Origin of the sequence: Streptomyces sp. AV19 (assembly GCF_015999245.1) — a bacterium.
Taxonomy (GTDB): Bacteria; Actinomycetota; Actinomycetes; order Streptomycetales; family Streptomycetaceae; genus Streptomyces.
The window spans coordinates 195,975-212,097 of sequence record NZ_JAEAMR010000020.1; the positions used below are offsets into that span (position 1 = coordinate 195,975).

Below are 16,123 nucleotides of genomic sequence, written 5' to 3' on the forward strand. Positions count from 1 at the left end.
GCCGGCCGGCTCCCCGGCCACCGCTCACCGCAGCCCCGGAGCGCCGGCCACTGCGTCAACACCCTGCCCCTGGGTGCGCCGTGATCGCGCCACCGGCTCCCGAGCGGGTGATCATCCCTGAATGACAGGCATGGGTTCGTGACGATAAGTGATGACGCTGTCGCTCCCTGAGCCCCGTGGGGCTGTGGCAGATAGTGTGTAGAGAGAGCGTCAAGGGACGCAGGGTGTGCCGGGAAGTCCGGTCGGCGTCGAAGGGGTCCGTGTACCTGTTGACATCGACGCCCCGGAGGTTCGCAGATGCGCACTGCCCGCCGTGAGCGTTCCGTCTTCCTCGGCCTGCTGCCCTGGCCTGAGCGTGTGGAAGTGGCCCGGGCACTGCGGACGGAGACGGTCGGCGGGCTGGTACTGCTGGTGGCGGCCGTGGTGGCGCTGGTGTGGGCGAACACCCCGCTCAGCGGAGCGTACGAGCGCATACGCGACTTCCGCTTCGGGACACCGGCGCTGGGTCTGGACCTGTCGGTGGGGCACTGGACCGCGGAAGGCCTGCTGACTCTCTTCTTCCTGGTCGCCGGGATCGAGCTCAAGCGCGAGCTGGTGGTCGGCGGGCTGCGTACCCCGGCCACCGCTGCCCTGCCTGCGGCCGCGGCCGTATGCGGCATGGCCGTTCCCGCCGCGCTCTACCTGGCCACCGCCGCTCTCGGCGGAGGCAGCCCCAGGGGCTGGGCCGTGCCGATGGCCACCGACGTCGCCTTCGCGCTGGCCGTCCTGGCGGTGCTCTCCACCCATCTGCCCTCCGCCCTTCGGGCCTTCCTGCTGACCCTGGCGGTCGTCGACGACCTGGGCGCGATCCTGGTCATCGCCCTCTTCTTCACCACCCGGCTGAACCCGGCCGCGCTGGGCGGGGCACTGGCCGGGCTGGTCGCCTTCTGCCTGCTCCAGCGGTACCGGGTACGGGGCTGGTGGTGGTACGTGCCGCTCGGGGTGACGGTCTGGGCGCTGACCTACAACGGCGGGGTGCACGCCACCGTGGCCGGCGTGGCGATGGGCCTGATCCTGCGCACCGTCCGCGATGCGGGCGAGGAAGCCTCGCCCGGGGAGCGGACCGAGCATCTGCTGCGGCCGGTCTCGGCCGGGGTTGCGGTACCGCTGTTCGCCCTGTTCGCCGCCGGCGTCGCGGTCTCACCGGCCGCCCTGGGCCAGGTGTTCGCCCGCCCGGAACCGCTGGGAGTGGTGCTGGGACTGGTCGTCGGCAAAACGGTGGGAATCTTCGCAGGCTCCTACCTGGCGGCCCGTTTCACCCGGGCACGCCTCAACCCCGACCTGGCCTGGGCGGACGTGTTCGCCCTGGCCGTGCTGGCCGGGATCGGCTTCACCATCGCCCTGCTGATCGGCGAACTCGCCTTCCCCGACCCGGCCGACGCCGAACACGTCAAGGCCGCCGTCCTGCTCGGCTCTTTCATCGCCGCCACCCTGGCGGCGCTGCTCATCAAGCGCCGCAACGGGATCTACCGTCGCCTGTGGGAGGCGGAGACGGCCGACGAGAACGCCGACGGCGTCCCGGACGTCCACCGGCAGAACACCCCCGGACACGGCAACGCCCGAGGCGGAGAAGAAGGAGGCCCGGCCATGCGTGCACGGGAACTCGCCGAGCCCTACCCCTTCGTGACCACGGACGACGACGCGATGGACGCGGCCCGGATGCTGGCCGAGCAGTCATTGCCCGCTCTGCTGGTCCTCGACACCGACGGACAGCCGTACGCCATCGTGCCCGGCTCCCGGCTCATCGGGCAGCTCATCCCCGCCTGCATCACCGATGCCCCCGCACTCGCCCGCGTGGCCGACGACCGGCACGACGAGCTCACCGAACGCCTCGCCGGGCTCACCGTCGCCGAATGGGCACCCAGCCGCCTCTACCCGCCGTCCGTCGTCGGACCCGACGCACGCCCCATGGAGGTCGCGACCCTGATGGCCCGCACCCACAGCCCACTGGTCGCCGTCATCGAACGCACCGACACCGGGACGAGCCTGCTCGGCACGATCACCGCCGCCCGCCTCGTGCAGCACTTCCTCACGGTCGCGCCGTAAACCGTGGTACCCCGGCCGACCCACCATGGTTGCCAGGCAGTCTTCACCACCGCCAGGAAGCGGGAGGCATACGGGGAGAGGTTCCCTCACATCACCGGCTGAACGACCAACTCAATGTGGTCGGCATCCGGCCAGGTCTCCGCGACCTGTCCGTTCACGCAGCTGAAGTCGCCGGTGCCACCCAGTACGGGCTCCCACCACGGTGCACGGGTACGCTCCGAATCGATTCGCCATGCGACGGTAGTGGATCTGCCCACTGTGAAGTTCCAGGGTGACGTCGGCCAGCACGACGGGCGCCCCGGCCGTCACGTCGACCACGGTGACGTCGGCGTAGGCGCCTCCCGCCCCCGCTCCGGCAGCGTTGAAAAGGTCGAACGCCGTGACATATCTCCAGCCCGCTTCAGGGGCCTCCGGAAGGGGACTGCCTGTTCGCCGGGCGATCAACTTGATCGTGTGTCTCGTCCACCGTCGATCGTCAATCACTGTGTTCGGCACGTTGGCACTGTGAGCACAGAATCCGTCGCGCCGACTGCTCGTGGGTCGCTTTCCCCACCCCCGCGGTCCGTCGCAGCTCCTGGTGCTCGACCGTCGAATGCTCACGGCATACGGCGGCGCCGCGCTGGCGGCATGGCCGACCTCGTCGCACCGTCCGGGGAAGCCCTCCCGGGCCAACTGGACGGGCGCCGTGTGGTCGTGGGTCCGGCCGATGCCCCGGCGCAAGGTCGAGCCGCACACGGCAGGGGCTCGTACGGTCCGCCACGACCTCGGATTCCCGGGAGACGTACGGCAGATGCCGGCGAGCCCGGAACTCGCCACATCTTCCTGTCGATCGGCACCCTGGCCGTCATCTACGAACTCGCCGGCCCCGGCATGGGATTCGCCGGGATCATCGGAGTCATTCTGCTGATCCTCGGTTTCACCTCGCTCAGCGTCCTTCCGTTCAATACGGCGGGCCTGCTCCTGCTGCTCCTGGCGGCCGCTCTCTTCGTCGGTGAGGTACTCACCCCCGGCATCGGGTTGTTCGCTGCCGACGGACGGCGGCACTGATCCTGGCGGGGGTCTTCCTCTTCCGCGGGGAACTGGGGGTGAGCCCCGGCGTGTTGTGGCCCACGGCGATCATCGCCGGAGGCGGCACCGTACTCGCGGACCGGTTCGCCCGGCGGGCGCGGGCGGCTCCTCCGCACACCGGTGAGCAGGCCCTGACAGGAAGGGAGGCCGTGGTCCGGCGCGCGGACGACGGCGTGGGACAGGTCCTGATCGAGGGGGCCTGGCGGACGGTCCGGATCCGGGACGCCCCGCTGCTCGCCGGACAATCCGTGCGCGTCGTCGGCCAGGAGGGCCTGGACCTCATCGCCGAAGACGCGGGACCCCCGACGGGCGGGGAAACCTCCGAGGAGGATCGTGCCGGAGTACGAACGCAGGGTGATCTTCCGGCTGGGACGGATCACCGGGGCCAAGGGGCCGGGGCTCTTCTTCATCATCCCGGTCGTCGACCGCATGACGCGGGTCTCCCTCCGTACCGTGACGATGGACTCCCCGCCGCAGGACGTCATGGCAAAGGACAACGTCACGGTACGGGTCAGCGCCGTGACCTACTTCAACGTGGTGGACCCCAACCGCTCCGTCCTCGCCATCGAAGACCACATCAAGGGCACGTCCCAGATCGCCCAGACGACGCTGCGGAGCATCCTCGGCCAAGTCGACCTCGACGAACTCCTGGTCAACAGAGACGAAATCAACCAGCGGCTCCACCGCATCATCGACGACGTCACCAACCCGTGGGGCTTCAAGATCACCCTGGCCGAGGTCAAGGACGTGGAACTCCCCGAGCCGATGCGCCGGGCCATGGCCCGGCAGGCAGGGACCGAGCGGGACCGCCGCGCCAAAGTCATCCACGCCAAGGGCGAGTTCGAAGCCGCCGAAACCCTCGCCGACGCCGCGGACCGCCTCGAAGGCCATCCGGTGGCCGTGCACCTGCGGATCCTGTCCACCATGACGGAGATCTCCTCCGAGCGGAACTCCACCCTCATCTTCCCCTGCCCATGGAGATCCTCCGCCTCGTCGGCATGCTGCGCTCCGCCGGGGCATCCGGTGCGCAGGGATCCGCCCCGGGGCGGCCCAACTGAACCGTCTCCGTCCGCCCCGCGCCTCAGCGTCCGGCCCGGCGTGCGCGCTTCAGGGCGTCCGCGAGCTGCTCAACACCGGGGGCACCGGAGGCGTGTCCGCCGGCGTCGCGGTAGATGCGACACGACACGCTGACGGCAGTGTCCGGGGCGGCGAAGGGATCGGTGCCGTCGATCAGCAGCGTCGGGGAACCGTGCATCCCGCACCGGTCCGCCTCCTCTTCGTTGGTGATCACGCATACCTCGGCCGGGGCGGCATCATCGGGCAGCACCTGTTCCAGGCGCTCAAGCAGCACGGCAGCGTTCGGGCAGTCCGGCACCGCCAGCACCACGAGATCCATGATCATTCCCCTTCGGTGCTGTGGGATGGCTCTGTACGGCCAACGGTAGGTCTCATCCCCTGCGGGGAACCGTGAGCACGGTCACCGAACCAAAGCCGATCCCGTGCATAGCGTGGCGGCACGAGAAAGGTCTCCACCCCGAGTGCGACGAGGAGCAAGGTCATGTGGCGGGCTGTATGGAACGGCACGGTGATCGCGGAAGCGGACCGTACGGTGATCGTCGAGGGCAACTGCTACTTCCCGCCCGAATCGCTGCGCCGCCAGTACCTCACGGCGAGCCGGACGTGGTCTCTGTGCTTCTGGAAGGGGCTTGCCCGGTACTGGACGGTCACCGTGGACGGCGTGGCGAACCCGGATGCGGCTTGGTCCTACCCGCATCCGAGCCCGCTGGCGCGCCGGATCAAGAACCATGTCGCGTTCGGGCGGGGGATCGCGGTCGAGGACGGCCCGGAGACCGGACGGTGACCGGGCGACCGGCCCGGTTCGCCGCCTGGGCCGCCGGGGCCGCGGCCGTCGCTGCCGGCGGGTACGCGGGGCTGGTCAGCGGGGCGCTGCCCCTCGATGTCGGGCTGGGCCGGCGCGTCCGGCCGCTCGGGCCGCAGACGCTCGATATCGGCGTGCCCCGCGACCTCGTCTTCGATGTGATCGCCCAGCCGTATCTGGGGCGGGCGACACGGGCCATGCGGGAGAAGGTCCAGGTCCTCGAGCGCGGCAGCGACATGGTACTGGCCGCCCACTTCACGCCACTCGGCGGCAGCCGGTTCACGGCCGTGACCGTGGAGACGGTCCGCTTCACCCGGCCGGAGCGCGTCGACTTCCGCCTGGTGCGCGGCCCGGTCCCGCACGTCGTCGAAGCGTTCGTCCTGACGGAGCGGGCGGAGGGCACCCGCCTGGTGTACGAGGGCGAGCTGGGCACGGACCTGTGGCGGGCCGGAGCCTGGTGGGGTGCGAAGGTGGCCGGCCGGTGGGAGGCGGCCGTCGCCGCCTCGCTCGCCTCGGTCGCAGCGGAGGCCGAACGCAGGGCCGCGCACCGGTAGCCGGTTCGGTGAGCGCGCTTACAGTTCGTGGCCCGGTGCGGGGCCTAGCGTCGGTTCCATGGTGCTGCGGATCGTGCTGGGCACGGTATGCACGGCGATGGCCGTCGGCCAGCTCGCCTCGATCGGCGAGATGCCTCGCATCCTCGCCGCCTACGGGCCGGCCGGCGGGGCCGCCACGACGGCTTCGGCCGTCGCGCTGATCGTCGGTGAGCTGGTGTGCGGGGTCTGGTTCCTGGCCCGGCCCCGCTCCCGGGCCATCGTGCCTGTGTGGGTGTACACGGCGGTGGCGGTGCTCTGGAGCACGCTGGCGATGCAGGCGTACGCCCGCGGCCTGACGGTGCCCAACTGCGGCTGCTTCGGGATCTACCTGTCCCAGTCGCTGAGCTGGTTCGTGCTCGTCCAGGACGCACTGATGCTGATCTACGCGGCACTGCTGCTGCGCGGCTCGCGCCGGGCTCCGGTCGCGCTCGCCAGACCGGACGACGCCGGCCGGGCCGACGGCCGGCGCGCCCCGGGCATGGAAGCGTGAGAAGACGGGCCGTGAGGTCCGGAGGCCGTGGGCGGCGCGGGTCGGGCAGGGTGCTCGCCCTGGTGGGTGCCGGGCTGGTCATGGCGGTGTGCTGCGCCGTTCCGCTGCTGGCGGCGGGCGGGGCGCTCGGTGTGGTCGGCGGCGTGCTGCGCGAGTGGTGGCTGGTTGCCGTCGGGGTGGTGGTCGTGTGCTGCGGCGCGGTCACCTGCCTCCCGCGCTGTCGTGCGCGGCGGCGCCGTGGCCCCGGGCCGGAGGAGTGCCGTCCGTCGGGACCCGGCCCCTCTGACGCCGCCGGTCACGGCAAGCCGCCCGATCCGGGCGAAGACGACGCCCCCGGGCCTCGCGGTCTCCCATGACCAGCCCGGACGTCCTGCGGTTGATCCCCGGCGCCGCCTCGGTGTGGCGCTTGCGGCCGGGCGCGGTCCCGGCCGCGCCCCGAATGGAGGAGTCCCCATGACCCCAGCCCCCGTGCCACGGCGCAAGGTGGACCGGGACGAGGTGTTCGTGGAGTTCACCAAGTCCGTCTGCCCGATGTGCAAGACCCCCGTCGACGCCCAGGTCAACATCCGTGACGGCAAGGTGTACCTGCGGAAACACTGCGGCGATCACGGTGAGTTCGAGGCGCTGGTGTACGGGGACGCCGAGGAGTACCTGTCGTCCTCGCGCTTCAACAAGCCGGGCACGATCCCGCTCGCCTTCCAGACAGAGGTGAGGGACGGCTGCCCGAGCGACTGCGGGCTGTGCCCGGAGCACAAGCAGCACGCCTGCCTGGGGATCATCGAGGTCAACACCGGCTGCAACCTGGACTGCCCGATCTGCTTCGCCGACTCCGGCCACCAGACGGACGGTTACTCCCTCACCCACGCGCAGTGCGAGCGGATGCTCGACGCCTTTGTGGCGTCCGAGGGGGAGGCGGAGGTGGTGATGTTCTCCGGCGGCGAGCCCACCATCCACAAGCACCTCCTGGACTTCATCGGCCTCGCCCAGCAACGGCCGATCAAGAACGTCAACCTCAACACCAACGGCATCCGCCTCGCCACCGACAAGACCTTCGTCGCCGAACTGGGCAAACGCAACCAAGTACCGGGCCGGTCGGTGAACATCTACCTCCAGTTCGACGGCTTCGATGAGCGCACCCACCGGGAGATCCGGGGCCGTGATCTGCGCGCGTTCAAGCAGCGGGCGCTGGACAACTGTGCCGGGGCCGGGCTGACCGTCACTCTCGTCGCGGCCGTCGAGCGCGGTCTGAACGAGCACGAGGTCGGCGCGATCATCGAATACGGCATCGACCATCCGGCCGTCCGGTCGGTGGCCTTCCAACCGGTCACCCACTCCGGCCGGCATGTGCCCTTCGACCCGCTGGACCGGCTCACCAACCCCGACGTCATCAAGCTCATCAACGCCCAGCGCCCCGAGTGGTTCCGGAAGGGCGACTTCTTCCCGGTGCCCTGCTGCTTCCCCACCTGCCGCTCCATCACCTACCTCCTCGTGGACGGCGAACCGGGAAACCGCACGGTCATCCCCATTCCGCGCCTGCTGAACATCGAGGACCACCTCGACTACGTCACCAACCGCGTCATGCCCGACGACCGCATCCGCGAGGCCCTGGAGAAACTGTGGTCGGCCTCCGCGTTCATGGGCACCGCCACGACCGAGGAGAAGCTGCGGGCCACCGCCGAGGCCCTGGACTGCGCGGACGCCTGCGGCATCGATCTTCCGGCGGTGGTGAAGGACCTCGACGACAAGGCGTTCATGATTGTGGTGCAGGACTTCCAGGACCCCTACACCCTCAACGTCAAGCAGCTGATGAAGTGCTGCGTCGAGGAGATCACCCCCGGACGGACGGCTGATCCCGTTCTGCGCGTACAACTCCGTCGGCTACCGCGAACAGGTCCGCGCGGCGATGTCCGGTGTGCCGGTCGCGGACGTGGTGCCCAACGCGCTGCCGCTCGCCGGCCGGCTCACCACGACACCGTACGGCTCGAAGACCGTCCCCACCGAGGCGAAGGAGCGGTCATGAACAGCGATGAGATCAAAGCCTGTTGCGCCGACGCCTACGCCAAGGATGCCGTCGCCCTCCTGCTGGGCGACTCCTACCACCCCGGCGGGACCGCCCTGACCCGCCGTCTCGCCGGCCGGCTCACGCTGACACCCGGCGCCCGGGTCCTGGACGTGGCATCGGGCCGGGGCACCACCGCGCTCCTGCTCGCCGACGCCTACGGTGTGCGGGTGGACGGCGTGGACTACTCGGCCGCCAACACCGCCCTCGCCCAGGGAGCGGCGCAGGCGGCGGGGCTGGCGGAGCGCGCTGCGTTCACCACCGGCGACGCGGAGCAACTGCCCTACCCGGACGGGACGTTCGATGCGGTGGTGTGCGAGTGCGCCTTGTGCACCTTCCCCGACAAGGCACAGGCCGCCGCCGAGTTCGCCCGCGTCCTGCGCCCCGGAGGCCGCGTCGGCATCACCGACGTCACCGCCGCCCCGGACCGGCTCCCGCCCGAGCTGACCGGCCTCGGGGCCCGTATCGCCTGCGTCGCCGACGCCCGCCCCCTGGCCGAGTACGCCGCCATCCTGGCCGCCGCCGGGCTGCGCACCCTGACCACCGAGCGCCACGACGAGGCGATGCTCCGCATGATCGACCAGATCGAGGCGCGGCTGAACCTGCTGCGCATCACCGCCCCCGCCCGCCTCGCCGACGCCGGCGTGGACCTGGCGGCGGCCCCGGCCGTCCTCGCCGCGGCCCGCGCCGCCGTCGCGGACGGCACGCTCGGCTACGCCCTGCTGACCGCCGTGAAGTCACCCTGACATGCCGCGATCTCTACTGCCGGGTACGTAAGCGCCCTCACATACCCGCACCTGCCCTGCGCCCTAGCGTCGGCGACGAGAGCAGAAAGCCACCCGTGAAAAGGAAGGCGATCATCATGACCGCCACTGTGCACGTATCCCCGAGGATCGCCGTGATCCCGCTCCACGCGGCGTGGGGTGCCGTGGCCGGGCTGGCCGGCGGCGTCGGGATGGGTATCTGGATGTCGGTGTCGAGGCCGGTGATGGACACCGCGATGATCACTATGGTCGCCGGCCTCCTCGGCTCCGCCAACGCCTTCGCCGGGTGGCTGATCCACCTCGCGATCGCGCTCTTCGCCGGCATCACCTTCGGCGCCCTGTTCGGCCAGTACGTCCAGCGGCTCGCGCCCGCCGTCGTTCTCGGCCTGGCCTACGGCGCGGTGTGGTGGACCGTCGGCGCCCTGTGGATCATGCCCGCCAATATGGGCATGCCCGTCTTCGAATGGAACGACGTCACTTCCTCCAGCCTCGGCGCCCACCTCGTCTACGGCCTTCTGGCCGGCATCACTTTCTCGTGCATCGCCCGGATGTCGGGCAAGCGCGCCGACCGGACCACGGCATGACACCGGCACCCCCGGCGTCAACACCTGATCCCGGCTCACCGCGCCGGGGGACGGAACCTTCCCCCGGCGCCCCGGACCACTACTGTCTGGCCACCGGCGCGGGCACGCCGGCCGGCCCGGCGTGGGGCGCCGCACCCCCGCCCTGGGCCCCGGGACGACGCGAGGAACCACACCACATGAACCACACCGGCGACGAGGCCGAGAAGACCTGGTGCATCTCCGAGGTCGACATCTTCCGCGACCTGAACGCCTCGGAGATGGACGCCATCGCCGCCGCGGCCCCGATGAAGACCTACAGCGCCGGCGAACTGCTCTACTCGCCCGCCCAGCCCTCCGAAGTGCTGTTCATCCTCAAACAGGGCCGGGTGCGGATCTTCCGGGTCTCCGCCGATGGCCGCGCCCTGACCTGCGCGATCATCACACCGGGCACCATCTTCGGCGAGATGGTGCTCCTCGGGCAGCGGATGTACGACAACTTCGCCGAAGCCCTCGACGACGTCACCGTCTGCGTCATGAGCCGCGCCGACGTCCACCGCTTCCTGCTGTCCGACGCCCGGATCTCCGCCCGCATCACCGAGATCCTCGGCCGCCGCCTGACCGACCTCGAACAGCGCCTGTCCGACAGCGTCTTCAAATCCGTACCCCAGCGCATCGCCACCACCCTGGTCGCCCTCGCGGCCCAGACCCGGCCCGGCGTGCTCGGGGCCCGCAACCCGCAGATCGCGCTCACCCACCAGCAGATCGCCGCCCTGGCCGGCACCTCCCGCGAGACCACCACCAAAGTCCTGCGCGACCTCGCCGGCCAGCACCTCATCCGCCTCGCCCGAGGCCGCATCACCGTCCTCGACCCGGTACGGCTCACCGACCACGCGGGCTGACGCCACCGAACCATGAACACCCACTCGCCGCCCGGCCCGCAATTCAGCCGACCCCGACCACCAGGAGCTGCCCCGTCATGCGTGCCCGCCTCATCCTCCCCGGCCTCCTGGCCGCCACCGCACTCACCCTGACCGGCTGCGGGACCGAGGACACCGCCTCCTCCAACCGCGCCACGCAGAACTCCGGCCCCGCGGCATCCGGTTCCGCGCCGGCAACAGCCGGATCCGGCGCCGTAGCCGTCCCCGAGGCACTGCGGTTCACCGGCACGACCGTGGACGGCAGGCCCTTCGACGCGGCGACGCTGGCGGGCAAGCCCACCGTGCTGTGGTTCTGGGCCCCGTGGTGCCCCGCCTGCAAGGCCCAGGGCCCCGAGACCGCCAAGGCCGCCGACCGGTTCGAGGGCAAGGCACACGTGATCGGCGTAGCCGGACTCGACAAGCCGAAGGCGATGAAGGACTTCGTCACCGACACACGCGTCGGCACCTTCCCGAACCTGTCCGACGAGGCCGGGGCCATCTGGAAGAAGTTCAAGATCGCCCAGCAGAGCTTCTACGTGATCCTCGACAAGGACGCCAAGACCGTCTTCACCGGCAGCCTCCCCGCCGGCAAGGGCCTCGCCGACAAGCTCGGCCCGCTCGTCGGCTGAACCGCCGTGACCGGCCTGCCCCTGGCCCTTGCCCTGACCGCGGGCATGCTCGCCGCCGTCAACCCCTGCGGCTTCGCCCTCCTGCCCGCCTACCTCTCCCTGCTCGTCCTGGGCGACGATTCCCCCACCGGCACGACCGCCGTCACTCGCGCGCTGGCCGCCACCGCGGCCATGACCGCCGGATTCACCGCCGTCTTCGCCCTGTTCGGACTCGCCATCGCCCCCGTCGCAGGCCAAGTCCAAGAACACCTGCCCTGGTTCACCATCGTCTTCGGCCTCCTGCTCGCCCTGGCCGGCGCCTGGCTGCTGGCCGGACGTGACCTGCCCGCCCTGCTGCCCAGACTCCGCCGCGCCCCCACCGTCAGCCGCTCTGCGGTACCGATGGCTCTGTTCGGCGCCGCGTACGCCCTTGCCTCCCTCGGCTGCACCATCGCCCCCTTCCTCGCCATCGTCGTCTCCGCCTTCCGCAGCGGATCCACCCTCGACGGCATCACCCTCTTCACCGCCTACGCGGCAGGTATGGGCGTGATCGTCGGCGCCGCCGCCCTGACCGTCGCCATCACCCGCACCGCCGGCGTCGCCGGCCTGCGCCGCCTCGGCCCGCTCGCCTCCCGCACCGGCGGCGCCCTGATCCTCCTCGTCGGCGCCTACGTCGCCTACTACGGCTGGTACGAGATCCGCATCCAGCGCAACCCCACCGCCCACGACCCGGTCATCGACACCGCCGGCACGGTCCAGAGGACCCTCGTGGGAGCCATGGACGCGATGGGCCCCCTAGCCATCGCCGCCGTACTTGTCGCTGTGCCGGTCGGAGGCGTGATACTACGTCGGCGGCGTCCCCGCGCAACGGGCCAGGCGCCCGCCGGCCCCGGCAACTCGCCTGCCCCGTAAGGCGAATCGGCACGACGAGAGTCACACACCGGGCACAGTGGCCTCCCACTGGTTTTCGGCAGAGGACTCCGGCCGCTCGGGGATCGCAGGGAGCGCGAGCCGCGTCGTGCGGTGCGGCGGATCACCCGGCGGCTCAGGACCGTACGGCGGAGGCCGACTGTTCCAGACGGGAACGAAGGGTGGCGGCGAAGTCCTCGGCGCGGGCCAGTTGGACGCGGAGTTTGTCGACCTGTTCGGCGGCGGCCTGCTCGTAGGTCCGTACGCGCTCCAACAGGGCCTCCCGCTCGCCGGGGCCGAGGACGTCGTCGGCGTCGAGGCGGTCGGTGGCTTCCAGCAGGTCGCGCATCTGGTCCAGGGGGAAGCCGAGCGGCTTCATACGGCGGATCACCATGAGCCGCTGCACGTCGGTCTCGGTGTAGAGGCGGAAGCCGCCCTGGGAGCGGGCGGAGGGAACGACCAGTCCGGTCTCCTCGTAGTGCCGGATGGTGCGCAAGGACAGCTCGGTCCGCGCGGCGACCTCGCCGATCTGCATGTGCTTGCCGTCCACGCCCGTGATCCTCCGGCCCTTCTCGTCCCTGTCGGCCCCGGCCCGGCCGGGCACCACCGATCTCTACCCTAACGTTAGGGTAGAGTTGCTGGTGGTGAGGGGTGGAGTGCCGATGCCTCACCGATTGCCGTGTCGGGGCCGATCGCGTCCCCGGCGAAGATCCGATTCCTGCAGGAGAGAAGCGTGCGCGAGCCCATGACGCCCGGCGCCGCCGCCTGCCCGCCGTGACGCTTCGCCCCCGGACGTGAGCCCGGCCGCGCCCCCGCGCGGTCCCATCCGTCCCTTCCTGGTCTTCCGGCTCCACATCTCACGGGGCCGTCCGCGGGGTGCCGGCCCGGCCCCTCCGCGTCCTCCCGCGCACCCCGGGCCTGCCATGGGGATGTGCCCGAGAACGACAGGTTCCTTTTCCGTTGTCTTCTGCTGCTTCCGCCGTGTCCCCGGCCGCGCGACTGCGCGGTCTGAAGCCCGACTGGCTGTCCGATCCGAAGGTCTGGCGCACCGAGGTCCTGGCCGGCCTGGTCGTCGCCCTGGCCCTGATCCCCGAGGCCATCTCCTTCTCGATCATCGCCGGTGTCGATCCGGCGATCGGCCTGTTCGCCTCCTTCACCATGGCCGTGACGATCGCGATCGTCGGCGGCCGCCGCGCGATGATCTCCGCTGCCACCGGCGCCGTCGCTCTGGTCATCGCCCCGCTCAACCGCGAGCACGGCCTCGGCTACCTGGTCGCCGCCGTCATCCTGGCCGGTGTCTTCCAGGTGATCCTGGGTGCGCTGGGGGTGGCGAAGCTGATGCGGTTCATCCCGCGCAGCGTGATGGTCGGCTTCGTCAACTCCCTGGCCATCCTGATCTTCATGGCGCAGGTCCCCGAGATGCGGAACGTGCCCTGGGCCGTGTACCCGCTGATCATCGGCGGCCTCGCGCTGATGGTGTTCCTCCCGAAGGTCACCACCGTCATCCCCGCGCCGCTCGTGTCGATCGTCGTCCTGACCGTCCTCACGGTCGCGGCCGGGATCGCGGTACCGAGCGTCGGGGACAAGGGCGACCTGCCGTCCTCCCTGCCCGTTCCGGGCCTGCCGGACGTGCCGTTCACCATGGAGACGCTGACGACGGTCGCGCCGTACGCGTTCGCGATGGCATTGGTCGGCCTGATGGAGTCGCTGATGACCGCGAAGCTGGTCGACGACATCACCGACACCCGCTCCAACAAGACCCGCGAGTCCATCGGCCAGGGCATCGCCAACATCGTCACCGGCTTCTTCGGCGGCATGGGCGGCTGCGCCATGATCGGCCAGACGATGATCAACGTAAAGGTCTCCGGCGCCCGCACCCGCCTGTCCACCTTCCTCGCCGGCGCGTTCCTGATGGTGCTGTGCATCGTCTTCGGCCCCGTCGTCTCCGACATTCCCATGGCCGCGCTGGTCGCCGTCATGGTCATGGTGTCCTTCGCGACCTTCGACTGGCACTCCATCGCGCCGAAGACCCTCAAGCGAATGCCCGCAGGCGAGATCGCCGTCATGCTGATCACCGTCGCGGTCGTCGTGGGCACCCACAACCTCGCCATCGGCGTCGTCGTCGGCTCCGTCACCGCCATGGTCGTCTTCGCCAAGCGCGTCGCCCACCTCGCCGAAGTCACCGCCGTCACCGATCCCGACGGCAGCACCGTCGTCTACCGGGTCACCGGGGAGTTGTTCTTCGCCTCCTCCAACGACCTCGTCGGCCAGTTCGACTATGCGGGCGACCCGGACAAGGTCGTCATCGACCTGAGCGCGGCCCACATCTGGGACGCCTCCTCCGTCGCCGCCCTCGACTCCATCGAGAACAAGTACGCCCAGCGCGGCAAGACCGTCGAAATCACCGGCCTGAACGACCCGAGCGCCCACCTCCACGGCAAGCTCACCGGCGAACTGGCCAGCCACTGACCCCCACACCACAAGCTCACAGCGGAGGACCCCGGCCCAACCGCCAGGGTCCTCTGCTGCCTCCAGACCGGCATTTCACCCGTCACCGCTGCGGAAACCGCCGTCCTACGAAGGACCTCGATAGGTGCCGAAGGTCCACAGGTTGCCCTCCGGATCCTTCACGGTGAACGTGTACGCACGAGCACCCGACCCGAACTCGGTGTCATGCGGTGGTTCGAGAATCTCCCCACCAGCCTCGCGCACCCGCCGATGCACCGCGTCCACGTCATCGGCAACGACATAGACCGCGCCGGTTCCAGCCCGCATCCGCCCATGCACACTGTCCGTGTGCCGAGTCGAACCGAACACCAGCACACCACCGCCCGGCCAGCGCAGCTCAGCGTGCCCGATGCCGTCGTGCTCATCCGGCGTGGCCACCACCTCCGCGAAACCCAGCACATCGACCAGAAAACGCAGCGCCGCCCTCGTGTCGTCGTAATGCAGGATCGGCCACACGGAGGACACGGAAGCATCGGGCGACATGCCACTCATCGTAAGCCCGCAGGCATACCGCGCCTTGACCACCGCCCACCCGGTGCAAGCCCGAACTCTCCGGCCTCGCGGCACAGACGCGGAATCGTTCTTATCCGCGGCTTTGTCTTCTGAAGGCCCGGGAGGCGGCGGCCTCGCCGGAGATGCCGTCGGCGCCGTGGCACCCGTGGCCGAGGCCCTGTCATGCGGGGAGGAAGCTCTCCGTGCCGGACCACGGTGTTCCGCCATGGCCCACGAACCCGGGCGGACGTCGGCAAAAACTTGACCGACGATCGGCGAACTCCCGTGATACCGCACGATTCCGCCGTGCGTCGGTCGGTTGCCCCCAGCTGGGCATGTCGGGGCAAGAGGGACGCATGACGACGCTCGTGAAGCCCTGCGCCCCGAGGTGGACGTCCACACCGCCGACGGCCTCGTGGTACGCGATCTCCGGGCCCGGGGCGCGCCCCGTCGCTCCTGATCCCACCAGGCCAGGCGGCCTATGGTGACGTCGTCCCTCTCGTCGACGCGACGGGCCGGCCCGCACCCGTACCGCTTCACCCTCAGCGTGCCGACGGAGACGGCCCACTGGGCAACGGCCGGTGGATCCATTCGACGAGCGGGCGACCGTGGCCAGTGGGCCGTCTCCGCCACGTCCGCCGTATCCCCGTCATCCAAGCAGGCCGCCCTTCCACACCGTCCACATGCCGGCCCGGGACGGTCGGAGGGCCCAGGCGCCTTCTGGCTGTTCCCGCCCCCGCACAGCGCCTTCGCACGCTCCTCTCCCCCGACGGCCGCCCCAACGGCTGCAGTGGCGCAGCCGAGACGAAGTCCCCCGCCCGATTGGCGCGTTGGAGACCGCCCGGTCGCTGCGGGGACCGGGCGGCGCGCCGCCGGAGCCCGTGAGTCCTCAACTCGCCCCGTGAGCACAGCAGGAGCACCGCACGGCATCGCCTGGGCCTTGGCCGGGCACAGCAAGGACGACGACTTCCTGCGCACGACGTTACCCGTCAGCCGCACTCAGATGTGCCACTCCCGCTGGGGATCTCCTCACGGCCCCGGTAGCAGTCAGGCCGTACGGGGACGAGGAAGGGGAACTCGTGGACGCCGTCGGGCACGTAGAGGTCGGCCAGGTTGTCTTCCGCGGACAGGGCGAGGATCGCCCGGCGGTAGGCGGCGAGGACGTCACGGCGCGAGCGGGCCATGGTG

General features: G+C 70.6%; 15 protein-coding genes and 2 pseudogenes. 13 read left to right on the top strand and 4 right to left on the bottom strand.

The features are described 5' to 3' along the window. Positions 1 to 297: 297 nt before the first annotated feature. From nhaA to I5Q34_RS27815, 4 genes and pseudogenes are all read left to right on the top strand, one after another. A pseudogene (gene nhaA / locus I5Q34_RS27800) lies at positions 298 to 1,602 on the top strand (Na+/H+ antiporter NhaA); the annotation flags it as partial. A gap of 1,110 nt (positions 1,603 to 2,712) precedes the next feature. Continuing rightward, positions 2,713 to 3,132: a hypothetical protein gene (locus I5Q34_RS27805; RefSeq protein ID WP_199895188.1), complete on the top strand. Its 420-nt coding sequence runs from the start codon at positions 2,713 to 2,715 to the stop codon at positions 3,130 to 3,132. A 50-nt stretch (positions 3,133 to 3,182) separates the two neighbouring features. Next, positions 3,183 to 3,377 (top strand): annotated as a pseudogene (locus tag I5Q34_RS36165) (nodulation protein NfeD); the annotation flags it as partial. A 109-nt stretch (positions 3,378 to 3,486) separates the two neighbouring features. Further along, positions 3,487 to 4,344, top strand: a complete 858-nt coding sequence (locus tag I5Q34_RS27815) for a slipin family protein (protein ID WP_277965743.1) — start codon at positions 3,487 to 3,489, stop codon at positions 4,342 to 4,344. Here I5Q34_RS27815 and I5Q34_RS27820 read toward each other — a convergent pair. Next, on the bottom strand, positions 4,235 to 4,549 hold the full coding sequence (locus tag I5Q34_RS27820) for a hypothetical protein (protein WP_199895189.1): 315 nt from the start codon (positions 4,547 to 4,549) through the stop codon (positions 4,235 to 4,237). The two genes, I5Q34_RS27815 and I5Q34_RS27820, sit on opposite strands and share 110 nt — an antisense overlap. Before the next feature lie 162 nt (positions 4,550 to 4,711). Here I5Q34_RS27820 and I5Q34_RS27825 point away from each other — a divergent pair, with 162 nt between their 5' ends. The 8 genes from I5Q34_RS27825 (at position 4,712) to I5Q34_RS27865 (ending at position 11,938) form a co-directional block, all read left to right on the top strand. Next, the gene (locus I5Q34_RS27825) at positions 4,712 to 5,014 is read left to right on the top strand and encodes a DUF427 domain-containing protein (protein WP_199895190.1); all 303 of its coding nucleotides are present in this window, start codon (positions 4,712 to 4,714) and stop codon (positions 5,012 to 5,014) included. Further along, positions 5,011 to 5,586 (top strand): SRPBCC family protein, encoded by a 576-nt coding sequence (locus I5Q34_RS27830; protein ID WP_199895191.1) that lies wholly within the window; start codon positions 5,011 to 5,013, stop codon positions 5,584 to 5,586. The genes I5Q34_RS27825 and I5Q34_RS27830 overlap by 4 nt, the downstream gene beginning before the upstream one ends. A gap of 58 nt (positions 5,587 to 5,644) precedes the next feature. Beyond that, positions 5,645 to 6,115 carry a MauE/DoxX family redox-associated membrane protein gene (locus I5Q34_RS27835; RefSeq protein WP_199895192.1) on the top strand — a complete coding sequence of 157 codons (471 nt, stop codon included), beginning with the start codon at positions 5,645 to 5,647 and terminating at the stop codon, positions 6,113 to 6,115. A gap of 453 nt (positions 6,116 to 6,568) precedes the next feature. After that, positions 6,569 to 8,920, top strand: a complete 2,352-nt coding sequence (locus I5Q34_RS27840; RefSeq protein ID WP_234429624.1) for a methyltransferase domain-containing protein — start codon at positions 6,569 to 6,571, stop codon at positions 8,918 to 8,920. A 116-nt stretch (positions 8,921 to 9,036) separates the two neighbouring features. Then, on the top strand, positions 9,037 to 9,522 hold the full coding sequence (locus I5Q34_RS27850; protein WP_199895194.1) for a hypothetical protein: 486 nt from the start codon (positions 9,037 to 9,039) through the stop codon (positions 9,520 to 9,522). Positions 9,523 to 9,698: 176 nt separating this feature from the next. Beyond that, complete coding sequence (locus I5Q34_RS27855; protein ID WP_234429625.1) at positions 9,699 to 10,400, top strand: Crp/Fnr family transcriptional regulator; 702 nt, start codon at positions 9,699 to 9,701, stop codon at positions 10,398 to 10,400. A 77-nt stretch (positions 10,401 to 10,477) separates the two neighbouring features. Next, on the top strand, positions 10,478 to 11,047 hold the full coding sequence (locus tag I5Q34_RS27860) for a redoxin domain-containing protein (RefSeq protein ID WP_199895196.1): 570 nt from the start codon (positions 10,478 to 10,480) through the stop codon (positions 11,045 to 11,047). Positions 11,048 to 11,053: 6 nt separating this feature from the next. Next, positions 11,054 to 11,938: a cytochrome c biogenesis CcdA family protein gene (locus I5Q34_RS27865; RefSeq protein WP_199895197.1), complete on the top strand. Its 885-nt coding sequence runs from the start codon at positions 11,054 to 11,056 to the stop codon at positions 11,936 to 11,938. A gap of 133 nt (positions 11,939 to 12,071) precedes the next feature. Here the strand turns inward: I5Q34_RS27865 and I5Q34_RS27870 are convergent, their stop codons facing one another. Next, the gene (locus I5Q34_RS27870; RefSeq protein WP_199895198.1) at positions 12,072 to 12,485 is read right to left on the bottom strand and encodes a MerR family transcriptional regulator; all 414 of its coding nucleotides are present in this window, start codon (positions 12,483 to 12,485) and stop codon (positions 12,072 to 12,074) included. Between the two features lie 431 nt (positions 12,486 to 12,916). Here I5Q34_RS27870 and I5Q34_RS27875 point away from each other — a divergent pair, with 431 nt between their 5' ends. After that, positions 12,917 to 14,404, top strand: a complete 1,488-nt coding sequence (locus I5Q34_RS27875; protein WP_199895199.1) for a SulP family inorganic anion transporter — start codon at positions 12,917 to 12,919, stop codon at positions 14,402 to 14,404. 105 nt (positions 14,405 to 14,509) lie between these two features. Here I5Q34_RS27875 and I5Q34_RS27880 read toward each other — a convergent pair whose 3' ends face one another. Both I5Q34_RS27880 and I5Q34_RS27885 read right to left on the bottom strand, forming a co-directional pair. Beyond that, positions 14,510 to 14,926 carry a VOC family protein gene (locus I5Q34_RS27880; RefSeq protein WP_199895200.1) on the bottom strand — a complete coding sequence of 139 codons (417 nt, stop codon included), beginning with the start codon at positions 14,924 to 14,926 and terminating at the stop codon, positions 14,510 to 14,512. A gap of 998 nt (positions 14,927 to 15,924) precedes the next feature. Continuing rightward, positions 15,925 to 16,119: a hypothetical protein gene (locus tag I5Q34_RS27885; RefSeq protein ID WP_199895201.1), complete on the bottom strand. Its 195-nt coding sequence runs from the start codon at positions 16,117 to 16,119 to the stop codon at positions 15,925 to 15,927. Positions 16,120 to 16,123 lie beyond the last annotated feature (4 nt).

What these genes read in the sequence shown, in the direction of transcription:
- I5Q34_RS27805 (WP_199895188.1), top strand. Translation starts at nt 2,713, where the DNA reads ATGGCCGACCTCGTCGCACCGTCCGGGGAAGCCCTCCCGGGCCAACTG.
- I5Q34_RS27820 (WP_199895189.1), bottom strand. Translation starts at nt 4,549, where the DNA reads ATGGATCTCGTGGTGCTGGCGGTGCCGGACTGCCCGAACGCTGCCGTG.
- I5Q34_RS27825 (WP_199895190.1), top strand. Translation starts at nt 4,712, where the DNA reads ATGTGGCGGGCTGTATGGAACGGCACGGTGATCGCGGAAGCGGACCGT.
- I5Q34_RS27835 (WP_199895192.1), top strand. Translation starts at nt 5,645, where the DNA reads ATGGTGCTGCGGATCGTGCTGGGCACGGTATGCACGGCGATGGCCGTC.
- I5Q34_RS27840 (WP_234429624.1), top strand. Translation starts at nt 6,569, where the DNA reads ATGACCCCAGCCCCCGTGCCACGGCGCAAGGTGGACCGGGACGAGGTG.
- I5Q34_RS27850 (WP_199895194.1), top strand. Translation starts at nt 9,037, where the DNA reads ATGACCGCCACTGTGCACGTATCCCCGAGGATCGCCGTGATCCCGCTC.
- I5Q34_RS27855 (WP_234429625.1), top strand. Translation starts at nt 9,699, where the DNA reads ATGAACCACACCGGCGACGAGGCCGAGAAGACCTGGTGCATCTCCGAG.
- I5Q34_RS27860 (WP_199895196.1), top strand. Translation starts at nt 10,478, where the DNA reads ATGCGTGCCCGCCTCATCCTCCCCGGCCTCCTGGCCGCCACCGCACTC.
- I5Q34_RS27880 (WP_199895200.1), bottom strand. Translation starts at nt 14,926, where the DNA reads ATGTCGCCCGATGCTTCCGTGTCCTCCGTGTGGCCGATCCTGCATTAC.
- I5Q34_RS27885 (WP_199895201.1), bottom strand. Translation starts at nt 16,119, where the DNA reads ATGGCCCGCTCGCGCCGTGACGTCCTCGCCGCCTACCGCCGGGCGATC.